Here is a 22,561-nt window from a genome sequence, read left to right on the forward strand (position 1 = left end):
ATGTAATAAAATCCGTAGAGTCTGTTTCAATCTACGGAATCTGCGTTTAATCTATGGCAGAAAAAAATAAACTCAATCTTGTCTTTCGGAGTCGAAGATATGAGTTATAGTGAGCTAATGAACCAATCTTTACAAAGTTGCTTTTCAATTATTGTCGATTCTGTAAAATGGATTTCGGCTGCGTTTATCTTGAGTGAAGTTGAATGTACTTAGTCTGGGAATATTTTAAAATTGAATCTTCTGATGGAAACAAAAGCTCTAGCCCTGATGGAAACGACATCCTTTTTCTGGCTTCTTTAGCCAGGAAAAGATATAGTGGACAGCAGGTCCCGATAGCTATCGGGATAGCTCCTTGAAATTTTAAAAATAGGGGTTGTAAAAGAGTTTAATTTTTAACTAAGCCTTCTTTCTTCTATCTGTTAGATATTTTCGAACTGGAATATCATAAAAAACCATTGTTAGATAAGCTACACCAAGTAGTAAAATTGTACCTGTAGTTATGATAAAAACAAGTTGAGTTGTATCTGGTTTGTAGGTTGTATAATAGTTAGCAAATACAAACATCACTGCATAATGAGTCATATATAACGGATAAGATATTTTTCCAGAGAAGATACACAATTGTTTGAATTCTTGCTTTAAAGTGGCTCCAGCTCCAAAAACGACTAACAAAGGAAAATAGAATAATACGATTAGGGGTTCAGTCAGCCAGTTCCATTCAGAAAAAGGCACAAAGAAGGCTAGAAGTAGTAATACTGATAAACCTATGAAACCTAGGTTTGATTTAATGATCCAATTAGAACGGAAAATCAACATACCTGCTAAAAAGGAATACGAAATACGTGCACAGCCATCCCAAAAGTTTTCTCCGCTCCAGCCACCCATTAGGGAACCTCCTGCACGATGACTGACAAAACAGATTCCTACTGCGGCTAAAAGAGTTAATAAAAAGAGGTTGCGACGGCTCAATTTATGAAGGAAGAGTACATAAAGTATATTGGCAACATATTCCCAGAACAACGACCAAGCCGGTGCATTTAAACCAAATAAGTTAAAATAACGATCTGGCATTACCGGAAATGGAATCATAAATAGTGAACACAGGAATATCAAAATTAATTTTCCTGTTTCGTAGGTTTCTGAGTGATTGGAAAAAGGATCAAAAAGGAAAGCTAATAAACCCAAGACAGAACCAAAAATGACCAAAGGATGCAATCTGATTAGTCGTAATTTAAAAAAATCGGTGATTTTCATTTTATCAATTCGGTCATGATAGGCGTAGGCAATAACAAAACCTGAGAGACAAAAGAAAAAGTCGACTGCTAAAAATCCGTGAGCGATGAAGTTTTCGTTGGGAGGATAAACGATTTCCATAAAATGGAAAATTACTATTGCTAATGCTGCTATTCCTCGTAGTCCATCAAGGATTTCAAAATGTTGTTTTGGTTTTAAAACTTCGGTATTTGGTGTGGTCATGGTTAGTAGTGTGGTATTTTAATAATGTGGCTTATAAACTCAATAATAAGAATTTGTAATCGGTTTCTACAAAGATTGATTTTTTCTGTTTATAAAAAAAGCTACAGGAATTATTTTCTTGTAGCTTTTTTGTGTTGTGTATTTGTTTAAGAACAAAGACTATATTGTATTTTACACTTTAAAAACATCAAGTTTTTTGATCCAGAAAATTCCTGACTCTAAAAACGTAAGTTTTGTTTTAATTACTTGATCTGTTTTATCTTTCGGGTTTTTGGTTACAAATCTTGCCTTCGAATTATTAAAATCTAATGTGTATTTATCATTAAAATCTTCTTTTTTATTAGATGAAAAAGTAATTACATTGTCTTTTGAGCTCCATTTTCCTTTTCCGTATTTATTTACTTCTGGAGGATTTCCTCCTTGTATTTTAGAATAGGAGTGAAAAAGGAATGTCCCATCTTGATTTAAGGTCAATTTATATTCAATTTCATGTTTTCCTTCTTCTGTAAGTGTACGATTATAATCGCCAGCAAACGGAGTCGTTTGTGCGAATAAAGTTAGGTTGAAAATTAAAAGTAAGGTGGTAATTAGTAGTTTCATTGGTTTGGTTTTGTTGGTTTTGAATTTGGTTGTTTGTGTTATTACATTGTTTTGAGGCTAGCGCGAGCACAATGTCATTAAGTTAAGCTTTTTTTAGCCAATGATGATTAATTATTTTCTCGCAAAGTCGCAAAAGCGCAAAGATTTTAGGTCTAAACTTGGTGGCTTGGCGACTTTGCGAGAGATTTATTCCGAACAGTATTAAAGTTTTTTTTCTTAACTTAATGACATTGAGCGCGAGCATCCTGCTCGGGACTAATTTTTTATTTTTTATCCGTTAGATATAAATTTGCAATATCTTCTATAAAACGTTGAGGATGTCCTCCTTGTAAATTGGTCAAAATAACTACTGAAATATCATCTTTTGGATAAATATACAAAGCATTTCTAGCGCCGCCTAAAGCAGTAATTACTGGGTTTTTATCTCTAAAATTAGTATCAAAACCAATTGCCGTTCCGTAGGTAGAATCGGCTGGACCTGGTTTTTTCCCGTTGTTTAATAGAGTAGGAGTCCAAAGCGTTTTTAGCGTTTCGGCTTTAAGTAAAGTGTTGTTTTGTAAAGCAATAACCCATTTTGCTATTTCGGTTGCGGTAGAATATATACTTGCAGCTGGATATAAATTTGTAGGAATCACTTCGTAAACATTGGTTAAACTACCATTTCTAAAATAAGAATAAGGTCTGGCAGAGTGATTCACTATTTTATAATAATCTCCTAAACCAGCTTTGATGGTATTTTTCATACCTACTTTTTCAAATTGATTTTCTGCAATGAATTGCTCATACGATTTTCCGCTTATTTTTTCGATAATCATTCCAAGCAGAATGTAATTTGTTTGATTGTATCTTCGGTCTTCTCCGGGCTGAAAAACTACAGGTAATTCTGTTATCTTTTTGAATAAAGTTTTACTATCTTCAGACAACATATGTTCTGGTGATTCCCAAATATCAGGAACTCCAGATGTGTGAGTTGCTATTTGTTTTACCGTAATGTTTTTCCAAGAGTTTGGCAGACTGTCCAGATATTTAGAAATAGGATCTTCTAGTTTTAATTTACCTCTTTCTACCAATTGCATAATGGCAACACCTGTAAAAGCTTTCGCCATTGAATTAATGCTAAAAACTGTTTTATTGTCAACAAGAATAGAATCTTGAATACTCGCTAAACCATAATGATTTATTTTAACGATTTTATTGTTTTTGACTACTGCCAATTGTAAACCCATAATTTTATTTTTTTGCATTAAGTCTTTTATTGCAAGATCGACCTCATCTGATTGGGAATGAATGGAATTGCTAAGGGCAAAAAATAATAGTAAAAACAGTTTTTTTTCATGGTTTTGGTTGGTTTATTTGGTTAGTCTTTTATGGTTTTAAATGGGATTGTTTGCGAAAGGAAGAAGCTATTTTAGAAGTTGAATTATTTCGTTATTCTTTGTTTCTTCTGCGGCTTTTAAAGCTGTCATTCCGTTATGATCTTTGATATTTTTATCGGCACCTTTATTTAATAATAATTTTGTTAGCTCTATGTTTTGGTTTGCTGCTGCCCACATTAAACAAGTCATTTTAAAACCATCAGTTTTATTAATATCAGCACCATTTTCTATTAAGAATTTTGAGATTTCATACTCATTATTCATTACAGCTTGCATTAATACAGGGATATAAAAAGATTCGTTTATTTTTCGGATATAATTGGCTTGCGATTTGTCTTTTTCGACAATAGTTTTTACAACATCTAAATTATGCTCAAAAATGGCTTTAAAAAGTTTTTCTCCTGATTCCTGAGAATACATGCTTATTGAAAATCCTAATAAAAATAAAAGTAATAATTTCTTCATCGAAATGGTTTTTGTATGGTTTGTAAAGTGTTATTTAATGTTTGGTTTTTCGTTTTGTTTTTTTGTAGTATGGAAAAACCCAAAGATCATATCCATCGGGTGCGTATGTTGAACAATCTTCTATTTTGCAAATTTGAAAGGAACGAATCACATCTTCATACGGAGTTTTTTTATCAAATTTTAAATGAATGCCTTTATTAGGGTCTTCAGCGTTCATTATTTTTCTTATTTGTAATTGAAAAAGGTTTAAAATACTATCATCATATTTTTCATTTCCTATAAGTTTTAATGAAATAATAGATTTTGTTTTTACATATTCTTCTAAACTATAAGATAGTTCTTTTTCAACATCTTTATCGCGATAAGAAATGACAGTAGCTTTTTCTTCGAATGTATTGTTTCTTATCGCCCATAGCAAACACACAGAAATGAAAATAATAAGGACTACACTGTAAAGATAGAATGGTTTTATTTTCATTAGTATTTATCTCTTTTTAATAGCAATAAGTTTATAAATCTTTAATTAAATCACTTTGGATTGATAATGAGGATTTGTAATTCGTTCTCACAAAGATTGATTTTTTTCTCTTTATAAATGTTAAAAAGATACAAAAATATTTTCTTGTAGCTTTTTATTTCATCCAATAGTTCATTGTAGAGAGTATAGATATAAAAATCAGTTGAATACAACCGATTGAATACAATCACTTAAAAGTAATTTATTACATGTAATTTAGTTTCGATGAACAAAGAACTAGAAATCTAATAATTAGCCCAAATTCAATCATGGAAGTACAACATAAAGAATCAGCCACAGAACTTTTAGAATTAATGAATAGAGTAAACTATTTCTCAAAATTGAAACCAGATAATAATGATAATGATTCGTTTGGCGTAACGCTCAAAGTATCTTGTTATAACGAATTAAATCTAATGGTTTCAGATCTTCTTAAGGCAAGTATTATTCTGCTTAATGAAGACGCTAGAAATTTGTCAAATGTAGCAGCAGTAGCAGATATTAATGTAATGACGTTGCTTGAAATTGCCCTACAACTCTTGCCTGATGAAGAAATGCCGTTATTAGATGATTTGCATAGACTTCATTTGAAGTCTGAAGCTAGATTTGCTAAATAGAAAAAGGTACAGTTTGATACTATACCTTTTTGAGTTTTGTTTTTCGTTGTACGAAGTTCCCCCGTTTGATGTAATAATTTCAACACATCTTGCGAAGCGAATTGACGAAGTAATTACACCACCGGGTTGTTTTAATTTTTCCTATGTCAATAGCTTATTAAAAATGTGCGAAGTCAGGTGACTTCGTACTGCAAACCTCAATTTAATGAAATTATTTCGGTAGATGTGCAATCAATTCAACCTCTAATTTTGCGCTTTGCATGTATAATCGTTGTACTTGTACCCATGTAGCGGCAGGAAAGTCACCATTGTAGAATTTTTTTCTAGCAGAATTATATTTTTTCACTGCCTCAATATCTGTTGTATATAAATTTTCTTTTACAACATTTTCAAATGTGGCACCATAACTCGCTAGTGAAGCCTTTAAATCGTTATAAACAGTTGTGATTCCTTGTGGAGTTATTTCGGTTGTTACAGCACCCGAAATGTAAAGAACATTGCCAATTTTTAAAACTTGAGCATAACCAATAGCGGTGTCTTGTTTTGTTTCATTGTTCCAATGCCATTTTTCCTTTTTTATTTTGGCTTCTTGTGCGAAACTTTTATTGAAAATAAATAAAAAAGAAAGTAAAAGAAAGTACTTCATAATTGTTTGGTTTTTAATTGATTGTTAAATGTTTTATAGGTTATGTGTAAAGATATTGAAGTTTTAATCTGCTTGTTGTGAATGATTTGCAAATCAGTTGTTAATATTAATGAGGAAGGTTATAGGCAGCAGGCTCTTCGCAGAGCGAGGGAATAATGTAATGACTTTACTTGAAATTGTTTTACAACTTTTGCCAGATGAAGAAATGGTGTTATTTGATGATTTGCAGAGACTTCATTTGATGTCTGGTAGAATTTTATGTAAATGATTTTATAAACCTAAATAGTTTTGAGTAGTACTGAAATAAAAAAAGGTACTGTTCATTATGAGTCGTACCTTTTTTTGTTTTTAGTTTAAGTTTCGAGAAACCAATTCTTTTTGTAGTTCTTGCTCTAAGATTTTATTGTTTTTTGAATTTCGAATTATCAGAAAGGTTAGTAGCAAAGGGAAGAAAGTAAAAAAAGTAAAACCATTTTTTACTGCACTGAAAACTACAATTCCAATAGTAAAGCCAACAGCTGCAGCATCAATTATTTTGTTGTTTTTCATTCCTTTTATTTTCTGTAAAAGTTCTTGGTCACTTAATTCGGTCAAGTTTTCAGGTTTCATAGATCTAAATTATGGTTACAAATGGTTTGTTTAGTCTTGTTTGGTTCTAAAGTACTGGCTGATATTCTGTTAAACGAAAATATAAAAAAAATGTTAATCATACTATAGTCAGTACTTTGATCTTGTATTTTATGTTTGTTGTTTATTGGAGTGACTACGAAGTTGGGAGACTTCGCACAGCAGTCCCAACTTCTAAGAAAGAACGCTTTAGAGAGCGGGAATTATGGTAGGTAAGTTTTCTTAGTTTTGATAATAAAAATGCTTATCAATAATTAATCTTTATCCAAAATATTCCTAATAGAATCTATATCGGTTCGCTTATATTTTGATAACTCAAAAGCTTTATTTTTAAATTTTATTGTTTTTCTATATTGTTTCCAACCCCAGGATTCAACACTTATGCTGTCTACATAAAAATCATTATTCCTAAATGAAACATATGTTTTTGTATAAAAACCGTTATTTCCTGTAAGATCTTTAGATATAATAAAGCCACTTTTATTAATTTTTATTTCTTCATAATAAACAGGAGTATTACATTTTAAAGCGTTTTTGTAAATTTTAAAAATTTTACTCTTTTTATTTATGGTTTTGCTTATCAAAAGCACAGGAAAATCAGAATCTGAATTTTCAGAATAACAATCACCGATTTCATTTTCGTAAGATGGTTTTAAAACAGCAATCGTATCTATCGTTTTATTATTATCAAAATCAAAACTTAAAGGTTCGTCTTGGTAATAGTTAGAGAATATAATTCCATATCTATCTTTATATCCTTGAATTTGTTCTAAACAATTTTTCTTCTCTATAAAAAAACTTTTTGGAGCCTTAATAGTATCTTTCGGATTATCACTTATATTCTTATTTGTAATTTTGGAACAAGAAATAAAGAATAAAATTGTTATAAATATGTAAAAGGTGAATTTCATAGTTTCTATTTTAAACTAATTTTAGAATAAGAATCCAAGAAAGTGTCGGTTGAAATACTATCTCTAACTAATGTTTTTATTCTAAGAATTCTTTTACCCTGATAATAATAAAGTCTTTTATAGTAGATTTTTGTATCAAAATATTCGGCGTTTGCATTAATCTCTTGAAGCTGTTTTTCTTTATTTTTTATAATTTCAATTGAAATAATTTTAGAGTTATTAGGCAAATAATCTAGATTGTTAGATTGTGGTAAAATAAAATTACAATCACTATAAAAATATTTATTCTCGTTATTTGTATTCGTTTTACAGCTTTCTTTTGTAATATTTTCTATTTCTTTATCATTTTTCAAGAAATCTAAATTCTCTATAGGTATTACATTTATAGAAAATGTAGCTTTTTCAGAATATTTAATATCTGTAACTGAAGTGTAATAATTTACGTATCTTATATTTCCTCCAGTAATATGTTTTTTTTGTTCTGGACTGTATATAAAATCATTGACTAACAAATCATTATTATCTTTTAAAAATGTAATTGAATCATTTTCTTTGTTATTGCCATTAACTCTGGCATACTCTTTATTGTTTTCATGAAAATAATGACGGATATATACATCTTTATCGTTAGAATGAATAATCAAATAATCACTATTGACAACTTTGCAAGAAGAGACAATAATAAATAAAAAACAGAAAAAAAATGTTGCTATTTTCATAACTAAATGAAGTTGATTTAAAGTAGGTTCTTTTTCTGTTATGGAGAAACGAACCATTTTCTATATTCTATTTTATCTTGGCTTTCGATTTTTCCGGAAGTGGCATTTACAGTTTTTGATGAACTTAACCTACCTTCTTTATCATATTCAAAATATTTTTTGTAATATATTTTTTCTCCATTTGGTTCTTCAATAAGAATAGCATCTATTTCAATTAAAAGATTATCGGTAACATATAATTTTAGATTTTTTAAAATAGTACCATATACAAAAGGAGAAAACTTCGCGTTTAACATTCTTACATTCTCATTTAATTTGAATTCAAATATTTTTTTTTCACTTTTATTGTTACAATATTTTTTCCAATCTTCTATTTGATCTAAAACAGTATCGATATAAACGAAATCTCGATCAAGCAATTTATATTCATTTTTATAAGGGATTCTTGTGTGGAATTTTTCATAGTAATCATAATAATCTTCTGAAAAAATATAGTCATTTGATATCTTATTATTTGAATCATAAATAAAATTAGCTTGACTAATTAACTTATTCATTTTATATTTCTCTACCTTTAGTAATAAAGTATCTTTATATTTAAAAGAAATAGAATCATTTTTAGATAGAGCTATAGCTGTAAGCTTTTCTTTTTTGAAGTAATAATTATTCTTACTGTTGATTGTAATTATAACATTATTACTATCCTGTGCTTTACAACTCATGAATATAAATAAAAAGCCAATTAAAAATAATTTATTCATCTGCTTATTTTTTGATTTCTTGAACATACTTAACATCTTTCCAAAATATAGTTCTACCCCAAACTGCAGTAGATTCATATGTTATTTTTCCTTTATTAACTCCTGATGGCGAATATTTCATTTGTGGAGCTTGAAATGAATCCCCGATGGCTTCTTTCCAACTTTCATAATGTTCATCTAATATCTTCCAACCTCTCGTATTCATATGAATGACATATTTTTTATCATCATCACGAGTTCTATCATCATCTTCTGAATAAAGGGCTTGTTCCTTCCCATCCCAATAGCGGGCCCCATTACTATAATCTTTGCCTCCTGTGAAGGCATTAATGACTGCAGATATTGCAAGTTGCATTTTTGTACTATTCCTCTCTTCTAGAGTTTTCTTTCTAAAATCTTTTGCTGCAGTACTATTTTTACCAAATGCAGTTTCTTTATAATTATGATTGACACTTGCAATGGAATGCATTTCAAACTTTAAATTTTCATCATTCTTTTTAAGATAAGGAAAACTACTTTCTCCATAAACAGTCGATGCAAATATTATAAACCTTTCATGAGTAATATTTACATTATTCTCTTTCAATAATTTGGTATTGTTATAGGTTAAGCTTTCATTTCCGTTTTTATCTTTTTGAGTAGATTTTCCATCGCAAACGTAAACATCGTTTATACTTCCTTCAAAATCAGGTTCGTCTATCTTACCTTCAAAAGTACCATCTTTATTATAAAAATGTCCATTTATATATACAATACGATCTTCTTCTTCCTTTTTTGGAATGTAATAAACAGGTTCACTTGGCGGAATCCAAGATTTATTCCAGTATTTAACCAATTCTGCCCCATAATCCTGAATAGCAGGAGAGATGGTTAAAACAATATGCATATTTTCTGTTTCATCGGTATTAAATACTTCTGAATATTCTATCAAATAGGCATCATTAAACTTATACTTTCTTATCGGAATATCTTCATCGCCTTTGTTATAAAAATGTACTTCTCCTTTTTCCATTCTGTCCGTTTCTCTCTTTACATCTTTTGTCATATTATGCCAAAATATGTCGTCGTTTTCTTGCGCTACAAAACTTAAGGTAAGAAAGCCTCCCTCGACATCACTAGTTGGTGAGCCATTTGTTGCTGTATACCTGAGATAATTGGTGTTTATCCATAGTAATTCTCGCTCTTCTCCTAAAATAAATAATTTGGCTGTGGTCATAAATCTATTTCTTTTTATTATTTTATTGGCTATAAATATAAGTAAAAAGCTATATAATTTGTATTTAAATTATTTTTTTTGAAAGATAAAACTTAAATTATATGTTTTGATAACTGCTGAGTAGCAGAATTTTTTCCATAAAAAAACGCAGTAAAATCTAAGTTCTACTGCGTTTTAAGTAAATGAATAGTAAGAATAAGATGCTATTCGAAGTTTTTTTTCTTTGTAACTACAGCTATTTTATAATCAGTTAGTTATTTTGGTATTTCTCCTCGACCGAAACTAATTCAGCTAACTTAGCAGCAACATCTTTCATTGGTTCTTCCGCAGTATCGAGACCACTTCGTGAGCCGAGCAGAGGACTGATGTCGCGAAGAGCTTCGTAAGTAGTATTATGAACAATCGGAATTAATTGGTCACGTGCGAGCAATGCAGACAATTCTTTATCTGCAATGCCTTCTTTTGGGAGGCGGGAAAGTAATGCAGGTGTTACTAGTACCAATCCGATTCGAGAATTTGCCAATCCTTTGTCAATTGCTCGCATCAAAGGCACACCTAGACTTACATCTTTCTCGCTAAACCAAACGGAAACACCATTTAATACAAGCAAATCGTGAAGTTCTTTTGCAGCACCTTGACGATCATCCCAAGCATGACAGAGAAAGACATCTCGAAGATCAGGCCTTGCTTCTGCACGCTCTTCAACTGTCTTACGGATTGGAGTTAGCGCCTGTACTTCTGCGGCTGTATAAAAAACAGGCGAACTTGCTAGTGACCATCGTGGTTTTGAAGTTCTACTGCTTCTACTACCTCCACTTCCTCCAGATGAGTAGGTCGGAGAGGAGTATGACGGGTAAGAATATGAATTGTTACTACTACGATAATTTCGACTGCTACATGCTGGGCAGGCATCTGCTCCGCTTGCTGTCCTATGCCCATGAATTGGTGCTGTACATCTTGCCATATTTTCTAGTTTAAAGTTGTTAGATAAGATTTATTACAAACTTATTGGATGTTTCTATTTGCTTGTATACGTATTATATATATTGTTAACAGCGTTTGTTCGTCATTATTTTAAATTCAATTTTAAACTCAACCTCGTCAAACAGTGGTTATTTTTTCTTGTCCTTTTTTCAATCAAGTTAAAATATCTTTTTTTATGAGTTATGTTTTGTAATTACGTATAATAGCTGTTAATTGTAGTACTTTTATCTGTTTTTAGATAATGGTTTGTACTTTTGTAAGTTTTTAGATTTATTATAAGCATTCTCAATATATGTATTTGGGTCAATTAGAAATGTTTCTTCTTCAACCAATGCAATGTAAGAACCTGATAAATAATTATAAGTTTTGCAAGTATTACAAGCAAATTTATTTTCAGTATTAAGGTTAAATCGATTGTTTTTTATAATGTTATAAAGAATACTATTATCAATATATCTTGATGAGCATCCATCAGAATTAGTTTTATGTGTAATTAACCAATCATAACTTCCGTTTACTTTCATTACAACACCAACAATTCCATTTGTTCGAGAAGTTGTATCTTCTCTTTTATATTCTTTTAACGAATATTCTATTTCCCAGTCAACCCACTTACTATCTTTTAATTTTGGGGAGACAATAACAATAGTTACAGAAGTACCAAAAATCATATTTTTCAGGTTTTCTTTAATGTTTTTAGTAGATGTGTCGGTTAAGTCTGGAGAGCTTCTAGTTTCTCCTTTATAATATGTTGCATCCTCTCCTAATTTTTTAATTATTAGATCACGTAAGTCTTGAGCTTCACTGTATTTGTATGCTATAAAAGTTTCTCTTGCCATTTAACTTTGTTTTAAATAATTTAATAATTTTTGGAATGTTTCTAATTTTATATCTATAGTACTATCCGTATCAGCCAAAACTTCAAGGTGGGGCATTATTTTTTCAGGTTGTTTATAATATGCTTTTGGATTTGAAAGTATTGTATTGTAAATTTCTCTTGAAGCATATTCTGTTGATGCAATTGGTAAGCAAATTAAGCCTTTAGATAGAGAAAGCTCAAACTCTTTTATAACACCATCAGCAATTTTATTTCCATTTTTATTTCCAAAGACAAATATTGATATACCACACTTGGATATCATATTATCTCGATATTCATGCCACAAATCATCAAGTTTTCTTTTACCAGATTCAAATTGTGGGAAAGGTTTTATTGTGAGTTGAGTTTCTGAATATTTTTCTGGATTTGAATAAATTGTTTCAAGGGCTCCATTTATTATAGAGCTTCCAACTCCATATCCAAAACCATTTACAATTCTAAAATCATTTTTGATCAAAATTTCTGCTAATTTATGAATTAAGCCCAATGCTGTTTTTTGACTGTAAGGTTCATATACTTCCGCACTACCCGATATGAAAATAGATTGTTTATTATAACGAAATTCAATTTCTTTAAGAACTTCTGTTATATCATCATACTCTTTAACTAATAAACTTTTTATATTAAATCTTTTTAAGTCATTTATAAAAAGAGCTTGCTTGATTTTATTATAATTAAAAGTTTTTTCGTCAGGATTCTGTCCATCTCCGATTTTATGCTCTTTTATAAAACAGTAATGTTGCCTTTTTTCATTTCCGTGACGAAGATGTAAACGACTTAAAATATAATCTAAATTTGGATCAGTAAAGCTGAAACCAATAAAAAGAAAGGTTTTTGTGATTAATTCACCTCGAAGAGCGTTTATAAAAGTTTCATGAGTTTGAAAGTATTGCTCATAATCTTCTTTGGTTATTGTAGTTGAACCAGGTTCAGAAACATCTCCATGCATTTTGTAGACAACAACTTCACGTTTAGGTTTAGTATATAAAAGTTGTTGTTCTTTAAATTTTACATCAATATTTTTTTTTTCATTTTTTAAAGATTGCTCTATAAGTTTATCATAATTTGTTGTCCAAATGGAGCCTATAGGAAGTCTTGCAATGATCTTATGGTTCTCACTTTCCTTAACTTCTTGTGTGAATTCTTCAAGAATTTTTCTAATTATGCCATATTTATTTCCTCCATTTTCATTAACATGATACTGTGCGATAGATATTAAGTCATCTTCTAAATTAATATCTAATCCTAATTCTGTAGCTAGATCATTTAATAATTCCTTCCAATTAACAAAGCCAACAGGAACTGATAAACCAGCGCCAGCAAATATTGCTGCACTATTATTATTTAAGTCTTTAACATAATTGGTTATAAAAGCTTCAATTTCTTTGGAAAAGTTCATTTTGTATAGGTGTTAAATATTTGAAAATCAAATAATTGGTAGGTGTTTTTTGTTTTTGTAAAACAATTTGTTTCAATATTTGTAATAGCTCAGATTTAAAAAATTGTATTATTGCTTGTGATTTGTTTTTAATCAGATTATAAATCATTCACAATAATTGATTTTTATATAATCCTAACTTAAAAACAAACATCGTCTTTAATTTAAACTAACCACCCCGTATAAATACCTGTTTTTTTGTAGTTACGCTTTGATAGGTTATAATTGTAATCCTATGAATCTTTATGATTTATTACAGATTAACTTAAAATATAGAACTAAATGAATTTCATTCTTAAATATTTCCAAAACTAACACCTTAAAATACAATATGTTTACGGAAAACCACAAATAGGTGAAATTCTTAGTTCTGTCCCGATAGCTATCGGAAATCAGTGAACGAGCCGAGCGAACTGACGAGGTAAAAAGCTCCCCAAAAAGGCTATAATTCCAATAAAATTAAGAGTGGGAGTGTTCTTGAAAAACTTGAAAGTTGAATGATAGAATTTTAAACAAAAATTTTGTAATTTTGCACTCCATAAAAGGATACATAAAATGTTAGATAGACTTCAAATAGTAAAACAACGTTTCGACGAGATTTCGGATTTAATCATCCAACCGGATGTTATTGCGGATCAGAAACGTTATGTGCAATTGAATCAAGAGTACAAGAACTTAAAAGCATTGGCAGAAAAGCGTGACGAGTACGTGCTTTTGTTGGCAAATATAGACGAGGCTAATGAGATAATTGCAGATGGTAGCGATGCCGATATGGTCGAAATGGCCAAAATGCAATTAGACGAAGCTAAGCAAAGACTACCAGAACTAGAGGAAGAAATCAAGTTTATGTTGATTCCTAAAGATCCAGAAGACGCCAAAAATGTAATGGTAGAGATTCGTGCAGGTACGGGTGGAGATGAGGCAAGTATATTTGCAGGAGATCTTTTCCGTATGTACACAAAATACTGTGAGAATCGTGGATGGAGAACTTCGGTTGTAGATATGAACGAGGGAACTTCGGGAGGATTTAAAGAGGTAATTTTTGAAGTTACTGGTGAAGATGTTTACGGAACATTGAAGTTTGAAGCAGGAGTACACCGTGTACAACGTGTCCCTCAAACAGAAACACAAGGACGTGTACATACATCAGCAGCTACGGTTATGGTACTTCCAGAAGCTGAAGAGTTTGATGTACAAATCGACATGAACGATGTACGTGTTGATTTTTTCTGTTCGTCAGGACCAGGAGGACAATCGGTAAATACAACTAAATCGGCAGTGCGTTTAACGCATATTCCAACAGGTTTGGTGGCTCAATGTCAGGATCAAAAATCACAACATAAAAATAAAGACAAAGCGTTAAACGTTTTACGTTCTCGTTTATACGAACAAGAATTGGCTAAGAAAGAAGCAGAAGATGCTACTAAGCGTACATCGCAGGTAAGTTCTGGTGACCGTTCTGCTAAGATTCGTACGTATAACTATGCACAAGGACGTGTTACAGATCACCGTGTTGGACTTACTTTATATGATTTGGGTAACATCATGAATGGTGATATTCAGAAGATTGTAGATGAGTTGCAATTGGTTAACAATACTGAGAAATTAAAAGAAGCTAGCGAAGTTTTTTAATATAAGAAGCTGAAACGCTATGTTTTAAAATAATAAAAATGCCTGACTAAATTTAGTCAGGCATTTTTTTATGCCTTTAATTTTTGTAATTGATAATTTGTAGGGTGTTACAGGGAGTCTAGTGAAACAACCATTATTTAAAATATTTGTTGGGAGTTTCCTTCATGTATTTTTTAAAAAATTCTATAAAAGCACTGTCGCTGGAAAATTCTAAATCGCAGGCTGTTTCTCCAACATTTTGTCCTTCAGCAAGTAGTTCAATCGATTTATGAAGCCGCCATTGCTGTCTCCATTCCTGATATGACATTCCGGTTTCTCTAGTGAATATACGGGTAATTGTTTTTTCGCTTAATCCAATTTCAGAGGCTAATTGTTTAAGAAAAGGAGGTATTGCCTTCCCTAAATTCCAATCTTCGATATGGTGTTTTAATTTTGAGGTTTTGGGTAGTATTAAAGATAGATTTTTTTTTGTAGTCCCGTTTAATTCCTCAAAGAAAAGTGCTAAAGTATTTTTTTGTGAATCAATTGAAATATCCCAATCCCATAGCGAAATGCGCTCGATCAATTGTTTAAATAGTTCATTAATATTCATAATTGCTACTTGATTTGGCAGTTCTGGGAAATGACTAATATCAAAATATATAGAACGATACATGGCTACATTTCGAACAATTACTCTATGACTGCAATTAGCAGGAATCCATGCGGCCATTGTTGGTGGGAGAATATATTGATTGTCAATAGTATTAAATGTCATGCATCCGCTAGGAGCGTAGAGAAGCTGTGCTTTATTGTGCTCATGAAATCCAGAATCATGAGTTGTAAAATCGGAGGCAATACCAATCACAGGAGCATGTATTTCATCGGGATTAAAATAATTTTCTTTAGATATAAATGGCATCTGTCCTTATTTTTATGTTTTTAGTCTAAATATCATTAACAAGATAGGTAAAAGTTTACTGAATTTTGCAAAAAAATAATAATAAACTAGATCATGAATAAAAAAACAACTTTAATGCTGTTGACATTATTAATAATGTTTCCTCAGTTTGTAGAAACAATATATAGTCCTGCATTACCTCAAATAGCTTCAGGATTTATGGTTAATCATCAAGAAGCTTCTCGTACTATATCGCTTTATTTTATGGCTTTTGCCATTGGTGTTGTCTTTTGGGGGATTGCCTCTGATGTAATTGGTAGGCGTAAAGCGATGATTTATGGATTGGTCATTTATGGATTAGGAACTATTCTTGCTTTGTTGTGTACTGATTTTACTATTTTATTGATTGCAAGATCAATTGCTGCATTTGGAGCAGCTGTTGGGTCTGTGGTAACGCAAACAATACTAAGAGATCTTTATGATAAAAAAGAACTAACAAGAGTTTTTTCTATTATGGGGATTGCACTTTCAGTAAGTCCTGTTATTGGGCTCTTAGCTGGTGGAATTCTTGTAGATAATTATGGATATGCCGGCGTATTTTTGGCGCTGTTGTTTTTAGCTTTTCTGTTAATCCTATTGGCTTTAAGAATTTTGCCAGAGACAAAAAAAGAAACAGACATTAAGCCTAATTTTATAGGTGTTTTTAAGGAGTTACTTTGTGATAAATCAATTTGGTTATCAATGTTCTTGGTTGGTTTTTTTAATATTATGTTTTTTAGCTATTATTCGTTAGCTCCCTTTATTTTTGAGCAATTAGGACTGAGTTCTATTCAATTTGGATACAGCGGAATCGTATTAGCATTTAGTTCACTAATCGGTGCTTTGATTAACAAAAAAATGATTTATCGACAAGTTCAATCGTATGATATTATCTTGATCGCTACTTTTCTTACAGGAATAGGTGCTGTTAGTTTATTGTTGTTTAAAGATAGTTTGTGGTTCTTAGTGGGAGTGATGTTTGTTGTTATAGCTTTTGGGATGGCTATACCTAATATATTAAGTCTGGCATTACTAAAGTATAAAAATGTAGCAGGAACAGCAGGATCATTTTTTGGATTAATGTATTATACTCTGATAGGAATTGGTTTAGCCATTTCTGGATGGCTTCAAGATCTTGGATTAGTATTGTGTATAGGAGCTTTGTTCTCTATTTTACTGGCATTAGCATACAAAAGAGTTAATAAGTAAGGCAAGTTATATTTAGAATATTCTTTATATAAAACAAAAAAAGCAAAGTATGAGCATACTTTGCTTTTAGGGTAACATTACTAATTGCAGTGTTACTATATAGTGAGAGCATTTACTCAATTAACCGTTTATAAAGTAAAACGGATAAAGAAGTAATATACTATGAGAATACTTTTTTTTAAGACGCTAAGGTTCTGAGGTGCTAAGTCTGAAAGCTTTGCGCTCTTTGCGGTTAGTTTCAGATATAGCTTTGCACTCTTTGCGGTTAAATCCTTTATCATTACTCTTTACTACTACTTGCTGTTTTTCTCGAAATAAAATTAGTAACTGCCAGTTGAAACATCGAGCCAAAAAAGCTAGTTATTTTGTTCCGTGTGCTTCCAATTACAATCTTTTTAGATAAATATCCAGCACCAATACTAAAGATAGATTTCAGTAAATTACTTTTTATGTCGATGCCCTCATTAATTTCCTCCAGTGTATTTTTTATAATATTCAGAGGTTTAAGATCTTCCTTAAAATCATGAAATTTTTCTTTTAAATCAATCCATTCGGCTTCTTGCTGATTTTTTAATTGCAAAATCATTTGATTTAAATCATCGGTAGCGGTATTGGTTCTCATAAGAAATTGGTTTTAAGATTAATTTCAAGACATTTTAATTCCGTTTTTTCAATAAAAGCGAAATTATGATGTTTCCGATCGGACCTTTAATCCATTTGTCTTGTTTTTTGAATAATACAATAGCAAGAATTAAATAGGCTAATGCCAATATGAAAAAGCCATAATAATATTCGCCAAGGAGTTTGCCTATCAATAAACTAAGACCAATGTTGAAGAACAAACTAAAAAAAGCAACAACAATCGCTACAATAATTTGTGATGTTAATGACGAAAGCACATTGGCGGATATTGATACCGATTTAAGTTTCAATAATTCAAAACTTGTTTTGGTATAATTCTCGGCTTTATCAAAAAGAGTATCGGTTGTTGTTGCTTTAGTTTCCATATGGTGGTATTTGATTGTTAAAAAGAATCACATTTCTTCTTAATTAGTTACGTGTTCAATTCCGTCGCTTACTTCGGCTTTGGCATTATTGTATTTGGCTTTTCCCTGATTCATCAGATCTTTACCATTTGTAGAAATAGTGCTTGCGATATTTTCTAATTTACCTTTGATTTCGTCTTTATAATCTTTGCTTTTGTCAGCTATTTTTTGTCTGGTTTTTGATCCTTTATCTGGTGCAAACAATACTCCTAATAATGCTCCAGCTGCTGCTGCTCCAATAATTCCTAAAATGGTGTTACTCGTTTTCATAATATTTGTATTTAATGTTTAATAATATAATTTGTTTCTAAACTTCTTTGCCTTTAATTAGTCTTAAAAGCACTGCGATAACCGCAATAATCAATAAGATGTGGATAATACTTCCCAGGCTGTAAACAAAGAAACCTAAGGCCCACAGAATAACTAAAATAATGGCAATGGTGTATAATAAATTTGACATGACATTTGTATTTAAGGGTTAATAATGGGGAATGCTTAATTTATAATTTACGCTAAATAAGTTTTATGCGAATTGCCCCTTTGAGGTTAATTCAATTTATAGGAAACGTATAAGCTTAAATTACTATTTTTTGCATCAGGAAAAGTATAGTTAGTTCCTAAGAAACTGCGTTCTTTTCCTACGGTTGTTAATCCGTAATTGTAACGTAATCCTATGCTCAGGGGATCAAAATCGACTCCGACACCTGCAGATAATCCAGCGTCGAATCGGTTAAAATCATCAGCATTAATGTTTTCTTCAAAATCAAATGCTCCACCAGCACTAGATTCGTTGGTAACTTTGCCATCTACTAAATAAGAGGCGTAACCACCTACATGAATATTGAAGTTTTGTGTTAACTTGAATTTTACCAATAAAGGAACTTCAATGTAATTCAGTCTAAAACGACCTACTCCGCTTACGAAGTCACTATTGTATTCTAGTTCTGCACCCTTTGTTGTGTATAGTATTTCGGGTTGTATAAATATATTATCTGAGATCGGAAATGCTGCGTAAAATCCGGCATTAAAACCATATATAGCATTCTTGTCATCGACGTCACCAGAATATAGGTTAGACATATTTGCTCCACCTTTAATCCCGAATTCAGGTCCAACGGGAGTGCTTTGAGCATTTAAAATTCCAAAAGAAGTAGCGATAAATACGGTAAGTGCGTATAATAATTGGGCTTTGTTTTTCATAGTTTTTTAATTTTATGGCTTAGACATTAATTATTGGGGGTACTATTAAAAAAATCTTAATTCGTTTAATTCAATTGTTTTAAGGCTATAATATTCTGTTTAATTTATTGTTTGTTACTGTTTTGAATATGATTTCGCCAAGCATAAATAAGATGTTTCGCTTAGAATAATTTGCATAGGCTATGAGTTGAAAAATATCTTACGAATTGCATCTAACTTTTTATGATTGACAACTTTTTTAAGAACGTTTTGCTTGAAATAAAGCACTATAAGACCACATCAAGAAAAATAATTTTCTTGAAACATTTTTAATTTTAAAATGGGTGTTTTATGTGTTGAACAAACTTTGTAAATTACACACAAGGTGTAAAAATGTTATTCTTTTTTCAGTGCTCTCGATTCGTCTAGAAAGCGGTATTGTGTAGGCAAATATTTAATCGATAGTTTTATAATATCGGTATCATTTGTCTCTCTTGTAATAGATTTTAGCAGTTCAATCTGGTCACTAATAGATTCGATTATTAAATCGATATAAGCTTTGTCAAAATTGGCTTTAGTGGCGTCTATTAATGAGTATAAATCATTGTTAGACTGCTTTTCATCTGTGTTTATAATAATAACAAGCTTTTTACTGGCCAATCTTGTTATTTCATGAAGCATTTCATTTTGATTTGTTTCAATTTTACTACTTAACCTTTTAATTTTTTCATCTTGGCATTTTTGTTGAGCAATTTGACTTTTTGATATTATAGCCTTACTAATATTTGCTGTAGCGATTAAAAAATAAGCATCTATTTCTTCCGAATTATTTTTTGAAAAAATTTCATTATCTGGCGTTTTTTCAAAAGCTTCATTTTTTTTGCATGACAGCATAGTAGTCAAAATTGCAAAGACAAAAATTGCTTTAATAAGCAAATATTTAGTTGGTAACACAGTGTGGATTTTCACTTGCTAAAAGTTTATATTACAAAGATGCAACCGATATACAGTTTTTGCTTTACAGCATAAAAAAGAATCGTTATATAATTCCCATAAAATGAATTATATAACGATGAATAGTAAAATTATAAGAGATTATTCGGGTAGAAAAATAGTAAAAACCGAGCCTTTGTTCGGTGTACTGTCGGCTATAATGTGTCCTTTGTGGTTTTCGACAATTTTTTTGCAAATAGCTAATCCAATTCCAGTTCCAGGATATTCGTCTGTCTTGCTATGTAGGCGCTGGAACAATACAAAGATCGTTTCCTTAAATTGCGGGTCAAATCCCATTCCGTTATCGGTAAAAGTGATCTTGTAATATTTTTTTATAGACTGCTCTAGTAAATCAGGAAATTCTTTAGACGCTATTTTTTCACATGAGATACTGATTTCAGGAGAAACATTTGGCTTGCTGTATTTTATAGAATTATTTATCAGGTTAATGAATAGTTGCTCTATTTGATAAGGAATGACTTTTAGTTTTGGTAACTTATCAGATAATATAACAGCATTTTTTTCCTGAATTATTTCAGACAACTCTAGCTTTGCTTTTTCGAGTAAGTCATTCAAATTCATTTTTAAGAACTCTTTCTTGGTTGTATTTGTTCTAGAAAAGAGTAAGAGATCATCAATTAAAATGCGCATTCTTTTGGCAGAAGCTCCTATTTTTAGAATATAGCCTTTTCCGTTTTCAGATAAAGAATTCATATCGTCATCAGAAATTCTGGAGATAAATGTTTGTATTTTTCTAAGCGGTTCTTGCAAGTCATGACTCGCAACATGATTGAATGAAGCTAGTTCTTTATTGCTTTTTTCAAGTTCTTTATTACGTTCGTATATAGCAATATTCTGAAAATGCTCCTCAGTAATATCAAATGTTATTCCCAACATTATTTTGCTTCCTTGTTCATCTATCAAAAGTTTTCCGATAGACTTGAAGTATCTAATTTCATTGTTTTTTCGAATAACTTTATAATATATAAGCGGGAGTTGCTTATTCTCAATAATACCTTGCATTAAGGTTGAGAAAGCTTGTTTGTCTTCGGGATGCACGTACTTTAAAAACGTATCTTTTTCTGGTACAAATGAGTTAGGGGCATGGCCTAATAAACGATATTGATTATCGGAGTACACAATATTATCAGTCTCCATATCCCATTGCCAGGTACTAAAAGCACCAATTATCTCAGATTCGGCCATAAGCTTGCTGGAAATTAAAAGCTTTTTATTAAAAACTTTCAATCGGTCGATATCATTGCTAATTTGTCTGTAAGAGAGTAATATAAATGAAAGTGCTACCAGAAATAAGATGATAGAAAAAATGGGAGTTAATGAGATTTCACTCTGGTAAATTTTTTGCCTTTTCTGTAAAATATCTTTTTCAACATCGTTCATCTCATCTATTTGAAAACGAATATTTTCCATTACAATCCGTCCGCCAAACATACAGTTGTCTAGTTTTCTTTTATCATAGGTTTTTTCGTTGCTGTATTTTAAAGAACCTTCAAGATAGGTATAGCGCTGGATAATTAAATCGAAAAGATTTTTAAGATTTTGTTGTTGTTTAGGATTATCATCTACTAGCTTTTTTAGCTTAATAAAGGATCTGTTTACTTTATCACGAGAAAAAAGATAAGGCGCAAGGAAGCGGCTATTTTTGGTTATTATATAGCCTCTTTGACCTGTTTCTGCGTCTTTTACAAACGATAGTAATCGCTCTAATTGAATGTTTATTTCATAGGTATGCATCATTAACTTGCTGGAATTCTGCAAGTCACGATTGTGTTTGTAAGATACCGACGTAATAAATAATAAAATAAATATCGATATTGCAAAAATAATCCTCAACGCAAGCGGGGAATTAAAATTGGGTATCAATTTCATCCGGTTTTAATTATTTTAAGCGTAACAAAAAGGTATCACGGTTCAAGCCCGAAGTGTGATAATGCCAGTTTAGAGTTACAACTTCATTAATTATTTTTTTTAAAGCATCAAAAGTGCTTGGTTTTTTAATGTAAATATTTGCTCCTTGTATAAAAGTATCTTCTATATCCTCTTCTGATGAGGAGGTGGAGTAAATGGCAATAATTAAATGTTTTAAATGGTCCATTTTTTTATTTCCATCAAACATTCTTTACCTGTTTTTTTAGGCATATTTAAATCCAGAAATAAAATATCAGGTAATATGGTTTCTGGATGCATTAAATGCTCCATTAATTCCATGCCATCGTGTGCAAATTGAACTTTGGTCTGTATTTTTACTTCTTCAAAGGCATCTTTGAAAAAAAGGCGATCATCTTCATCATCATCCGCCAGTAAAATATGTAATGCGTTTTTTTGCATT

At 30.9% G+C, this 22,561-nt stretch carries 25 protein-coding genes and 1 pseudogene; 3 read left to right on the top strand and 23 right to left on the bottom strand.

Annotated elements, in window-relative coordinates; all coding sequences use genetic code 11:
* Positions 1 to 396: 396 nt before the first annotated feature.
* From EAG11_RS01955 to EAG11_RS01975, 5 genes are all read right to left on the bottom strand, one after another.
* Positions 397 to 1,476, bottom strand: a complete 1,080-nt coding sequence (locus tag EAG11_RS01955) for an acyltransferase (protein WP_129537642.1) — start codon at positions 1,474 to 1,476, stop codon at positions 397 to 399.
* Between the two features lie 171 nt (positions 1,477 to 1,647).
* Positions 1,648 to 2,076 (bottom strand): copper resistance protein NlpE N-terminal domain-containing protein, encoded by a 429-nt coding sequence (locus EAG11_RS01960; RefSeq protein WP_129537643.1) that lies wholly within the window; start codon positions 2,074 to 2,076, stop codon positions 1,648 to 1,650.
* Positions 2,077 to 2,339: 263 nt separating this feature from the next.
* Positions 2,340 to 3,302, bottom strand: coding sequence for a serine hydrolase (locus EAG11_RS01965; RefSeq protein ID WP_164998645.1), 963 nt, complete (start codon positions 3,300 to 3,302; stop codon positions 2,340 to 2,342).
* Between the two features lie 177 nt (positions 3,303 to 3,479).
* Positions 3,480 to 3,917: an ankyrin repeat domain-containing protein gene (locus tag EAG11_RS01970; RefSeq protein WP_129537645.1), complete on the bottom strand. Its 438-nt coding sequence runs from the start codon at positions 3,915 to 3,917 to the stop codon at positions 3,480 to 3,482.
* Between the two features lie 34 nt (positions 3,918 to 3,951).
* Positions 3,952 to 4,395 carry a hypothetical protein gene (locus tag EAG11_RS01975; RefSeq protein ID WP_129537646.1) on the bottom strand — a complete coding sequence of 148 codons (444 nt, stop codon included), beginning with the start codon at positions 4,393 to 4,395 and terminating at the stop codon, positions 3,952 to 3,954.
* Between the two features lie 308 nt (positions 4,396 to 4,703).
* On the opposite strand from EAG11_RS01975, the gene EAG11_RS01980 reads away from it, so the two are divergent.
* A complete protein-coding gene (locus tag EAG11_RS01980; RefSeq protein ID WP_129537647.1) occupies positions 4,704 to 5,051 on the top strand; it encodes a hypothetical protein in 348 nt (115 codons plus the stop codon).
* A gap of 211 nt (positions 5,052 to 5,262) precedes the next feature.
* Here the strand turns inward: EAG11_RS01980 and EAG11_RS01985 are convergent, their stop codons facing one another.
* The 9 genes from EAG11_RS01985 to EAG11_RS02025 form a co-directional block, all read right to left on the bottom strand.
* Positions 5,263 to 5,697 (bottom strand): RidA family protein, encoded by a 435-nt coding sequence (locus EAG11_RS01985; RefSeq protein ID WP_129537648.1) that lies wholly within the window; start codon positions 5,695 to 5,697, stop codon positions 5,263 to 5,265.
* A 348-nt stretch (positions 5,698 to 6,045) separates the two neighbouring features.
* On the bottom strand, positions 6,046 to 6,306 hold the full coding sequence (locus EAG11_RS01990; RefSeq protein ID WP_129537649.1) for an FUSC family protein: 261 nt from the start codon (positions 6,304 to 6,306) through the stop codon (positions 6,046 to 6,048).
* 272 nt (positions 6,307 to 6,578) lie between these two features.
* The gene (locus EAG11_RS01995) at positions 6,579 to 7,235 is read right to left on the bottom strand and encodes a hypothetical protein (protein ID WP_129537650.1); all 657 of its coding nucleotides are present in this window, start codon (positions 7,233 to 7,235) and stop codon (positions 6,579 to 6,581) included.
* 5 nt (positions 7,236 to 7,240) lie between these two features.
* Complete coding sequence (locus tag EAG11_RS02000) at positions 7,241 to 7,954, bottom strand: hypothetical protein (RefSeq protein ID WP_129537651.1); 714 nt, start codon at positions 7,952 to 7,954, stop codon at positions 7,241 to 7,243.
* A 38-nt stretch (positions 7,955 to 7,992) separates the two neighbouring features.
* Entirely contained in the window at positions 7,993 to 8,715 is a 723-nt protein-coding gene (locus EAG11_RS02005) for a hypothetical protein (protein WP_129537652.1), read from the bottom strand.
* Between the two features lie 4 nt (positions 8,716 to 8,719).
* Entirely contained in the window at positions 8,720 to 9,931 is a 1,212-nt protein-coding gene (gene tssD, locus EAG11_RS02010) for a type VI secretion system tube protein TssD (protein WP_129537653.1), read from the bottom strand.
* A 250-nt stretch (positions 9,932 to 10,181) separates the two neighbouring features.
* The gene (locus tag EAG11_RS02015; protein ID WP_129537654.1) at positions 10,182 to 10,895 is read right to left on the bottom strand and encodes a toll/interleukin-1 receptor domain-containing protein; all 714 of its coding nucleotides are present in this window, start codon (positions 10,893 to 10,895) and stop codon (positions 10,182 to 10,184) included.
* A 244-nt stretch (positions 10,896 to 11,139) separates the two neighbouring features.
* A complete protein-coding gene (locus EAG11_RS02020; RefSeq protein WP_129537655.1) occupies positions 11,140 to 11,754 on the bottom strand; it encodes a TIR domain-containing protein in 615 nt (204 codons plus the stop codon).
* Entirely contained in the window at positions 11,755 to 13,194 is a 1,440-nt protein-coding gene (locus EAG11_RS02025) for an SIR2 family protein (protein ID WP_129537656.1), read from the bottom strand.
* Positions 13,195 to 13,788: 594 nt separating this feature from the next.
* On the opposite strand from EAG11_RS02025, the gene prfA reads away from it, so the two are divergent.
* Positions 13,789 to 14,865, top strand: a complete 1,077-nt coding sequence (gene prfA / locus EAG11_RS02030; protein WP_129537657.1) for a peptide chain release factor 1 — start codon at positions 13,789 to 13,791, stop codon at positions 14,863 to 14,865.
* A gap of 133 nt (positions 14,866 to 14,998) precedes the next feature.
* On the opposite strand, the gene EAG11_RS02035 is transcribed toward prfA, so the two are convergent.
* Positions 14,999 to 15,766 (bottom strand): helix-turn-helix transcriptional regulator, encoded by a 768-nt coding sequence (locus EAG11_RS02035; RefSeq protein WP_129537658.1) that lies wholly within the window; start codon positions 15,764 to 15,766, stop codon positions 14,999 to 15,001.
* A gap of 93 nt (positions 15,767 to 15,859) precedes the next feature.
* Between EAG11_RS02035 and EAG11_RS02040 the strand changes: the two genes are divergently transcribed.
* Positions 15,860 to 16,993, top strand: a complete 1,134-nt coding sequence (locus tag EAG11_RS02040) for a multidrug effflux MFS transporter (protein WP_129537659.1) — start codon at positions 15,860 to 15,862, stop codon at positions 16,991 to 16,993.
* 280 nt (positions 16,994 to 17,273) lie between these two features.
* Here the strand turns inward: EAG11_RS02040 and EAG11_RS02045 are convergent, their stop codons facing one another.
* From EAG11_RS02045 to EAG11_RS02080, 8 genes and pseudogenes are all read right to left on the bottom strand, one after another.
* A complete protein-coding gene (locus EAG11_RS02045; protein ID WP_129537660.1) occupies positions 17,274 to 17,615 on the bottom strand; it encodes a hypothetical protein in 342 nt (113 codons plus the stop codon).
* A 34-nt stretch (positions 17,616 to 17,649) separates the two neighbouring features.
* Positions 17,650 to 18,000, bottom strand: coding sequence for a hypothetical protein (locus EAG11_RS02050; RefSeq protein ID WP_129537661.1), 351 nt, complete (start codon positions 17,998 to 18,000; stop codon positions 17,650 to 17,652).
* 39 nt (positions 18,001 to 18,039) lie between these two features.
* On the bottom strand, positions 18,040 to 18,309 hold the full coding sequence (locus tag EAG11_RS02055) for a YtxH domain-containing protein (RefSeq protein ID WP_129537662.1): 270 nt from the start codon (positions 18,307 to 18,309) through the stop codon (positions 18,040 to 18,042).
* Positions 18,310 to 18,346: 37 nt separating this feature from the next.
* A complete protein-coding gene (locus EAG11_RS02060; protein ID WP_129537663.1) occupies positions 18,347 to 18,499 on the bottom strand; it encodes a lmo0937 family membrane protein in 153 nt (50 codons plus the stop codon).
* 86 nt (positions 18,500 to 18,585) lie between these two features.
* Positions 18,586 to 19,239: a porin family protein gene (locus EAG11_RS02065; protein ID WP_129537664.1), complete on the bottom strand. Its 654-nt coding sequence runs from the start codon at positions 19,237 to 19,239 to the stop codon at positions 18,586 to 18,588.
* A gap of 375 nt (positions 19,240 to 19,614) precedes the next feature.
* Positions 19,615 to 20,187, bottom strand: coding sequence for a DUF4142 domain-containing protein (locus EAG11_RS02070; RefSeq protein ID WP_230604898.1), 573 nt, complete (start codon positions 20,185 to 20,187; stop codon positions 19,615 to 19,617).
* 126 nt (positions 20,188 to 20,313) lie between these two features.
* A complete protein-coding gene (locus EAG11_RS02075; protein WP_242499242.1) occupies positions 20,314 to 21,969 on the bottom strand; it encodes a CHASE3 domain-containing protein in 1,656 nt (551 codons plus the stop codon).
* 142 nt (positions 21,970 to 22,111) lie between these two features.
* Positions 22,112 to 22,560: pseudogene (locus EAG11_RS02080) on the bottom strand (response regulator).
* Position 22,561: the final 1 nt, after the last annotated feature.

The sequence above is a fragment of the Flavobacterium sp. 140616W15 genome, assembly GCF_003668995.1.
Lineage (GTDB): Bacteria > Bacteroidota > Bacteroidia > Flavobacteriales > Flavobacteriaceae > Flavobacterium.

Bases quoted from the DNA above. Each gene is read 5' to 3' on its own strand.
- EAG11_RS01955 (WP_129537642.1), bottom strand. From the start codon at position 1,476: ATGACCACACCAAATACCGAAGTTTTAAAACCAAAACAACATTTTGAA.
- EAG11_RS01960 (WP_129537643.1), bottom strand. From the start codon at position 2,076: ATGAAACTACTAATTACCACCTTACTTTTAATTTTCAACCTAACTTTA.
- EAG11_RS01965 (WP_164998645.1), bottom strand. From the start codon at position 3,302: ATGGGTTTACAATTGGCAGTAGTCAAAAACAATAAAATCGTTAAAATA.
- EAG11_RS01970 (WP_129537645.1), bottom strand. From the start codon at position 3,917: ATGAAGAAATTATTACTTTTATTTTTATTAGGATTTTCAATAAGCATG.
- EAG11_RS01975 (WP_129537646.1), bottom strand. From the start codon at position 4,395: ATGAAAATAAAACCATTCTATCTTTACAGTGTAGTCCTTATTATTTTC.
- EAG11_RS01980 (WP_129537647.1), top strand. From the start codon at position 4,704: ATGGAAGTACAACATAAAGAATCAGCCACAGAACTTTTAGAATTAATG.
- EAG11_RS01985 (WP_129537648.1), bottom strand. From the start codon at position 5,697: ATGAAGTACTTTCTTTTACTTTCTTTTTTATTTATTTTCAATAAAAGT.
- EAG11_RS01990 (WP_129537649.1), bottom strand. From the start codon at position 6,306: ATGAAACCTGAAAACTTGACCGAATTAAGTGACCAAGAACTTTTACAG.
- EAG11_RS01995 (WP_129537650.1), bottom strand. From the start codon at position 7,235: ATGAAATTCACCTTTTACATATTTATAACAATTTTATTCTTTATTTCT.
- EAG11_RS02000 (WP_129537651.1), bottom strand. From the start codon at position 7,954: ATGAAAATAGCAACATTTTTTTTCTGTTTTTTATTTATTATTGTCTCT.
- EAG11_RS02005 (WP_129537652.1), bottom strand. From the start codon at position 8,715: ATGAATAAATTATTTTTAATTGGCTTTTTATTTATATTCATGAGTTGT.
- tssD (WP_129537653.1), bottom strand. From the start codon at position 9,931: ATGACCACAGCCAAATTATTTATTTTAGGAGAAGAGCGAGAATTACTA.
- EAG11_RS02015 (WP_129537654.1), bottom strand. From the start codon at position 10,895: ATGGCAAGATGTACAGCACCAATTCATGGGCATAGGACAGCAAGCGGA.
- EAG11_RS02020 (WP_129537655.1), bottom strand. From the start codon at position 11,754: ATGGCAAGAGAAACTTTTATAGCATACAAATACAGTGAAGCTCAAGAC.
- EAG11_RS02025 (WP_129537656.1), bottom strand. From the start codon at position 13,194: ATGAACTTTTCCAAAGAAATTGAAGCTTTTATAACCAATTATGTTAAA.
- prfA (WP_129537657.1), top strand. From the start codon at position 13,789: ATGTTAGATAGACTTCAAATAGTAAAACAACGTTTCGACGAGATTTCG.
- EAG11_RS02035 (WP_129537658.1), bottom strand. From the start codon at position 15,766: ATGCCATTTATATCTAAAGAAAATTATTTTAATCCCGATGAAATACAT.
- EAG11_RS02040 (WP_129537659.1), top strand. From the start codon at position 15,860: ATGAATAAAAAAACAACTTTAATGCTGTTGACATTATTAATAATGTTT.
- EAG11_RS02045 (WP_129537660.1), bottom strand. From the start codon at position 17,615: ATGAGAACCAATACCGCTACCGATGATTTAAATCAAATGATTTTGCAA.
- EAG11_RS02050 (WP_129537661.1), bottom strand. From the start codon at position 18,000: ATGGAAACTAAAGCAACAACAACCGATACTCTTTTTGATAAAGCCGAG.
- EAG11_RS02055 (WP_129537662.1), bottom strand. From the start codon at position 18,309: ATGAAAACGAGTAACACCATTTTAGGAATTATTGGAGCAGCAGCAGCT.
- EAG11_RS02060 (WP_129537663.1), bottom strand. From the start codon at position 18,499: ATGTCAAATTTATTATACACCATTGCCATTATTTTAGTTATTCTGTGG.
- EAG11_RS02065 (WP_129537664.1), bottom strand. From the start codon at position 19,239: ATGAAAAACAAAGCCCAATTATTATACGCACTTACCGTATTTATCGCT.
- EAG11_RS02075 (WP_242499242.1), bottom strand. From the start codon at position 21,969: ATGATGCATACCTATGAAATAAACATTCAATTAGAGCGATTACTATCG.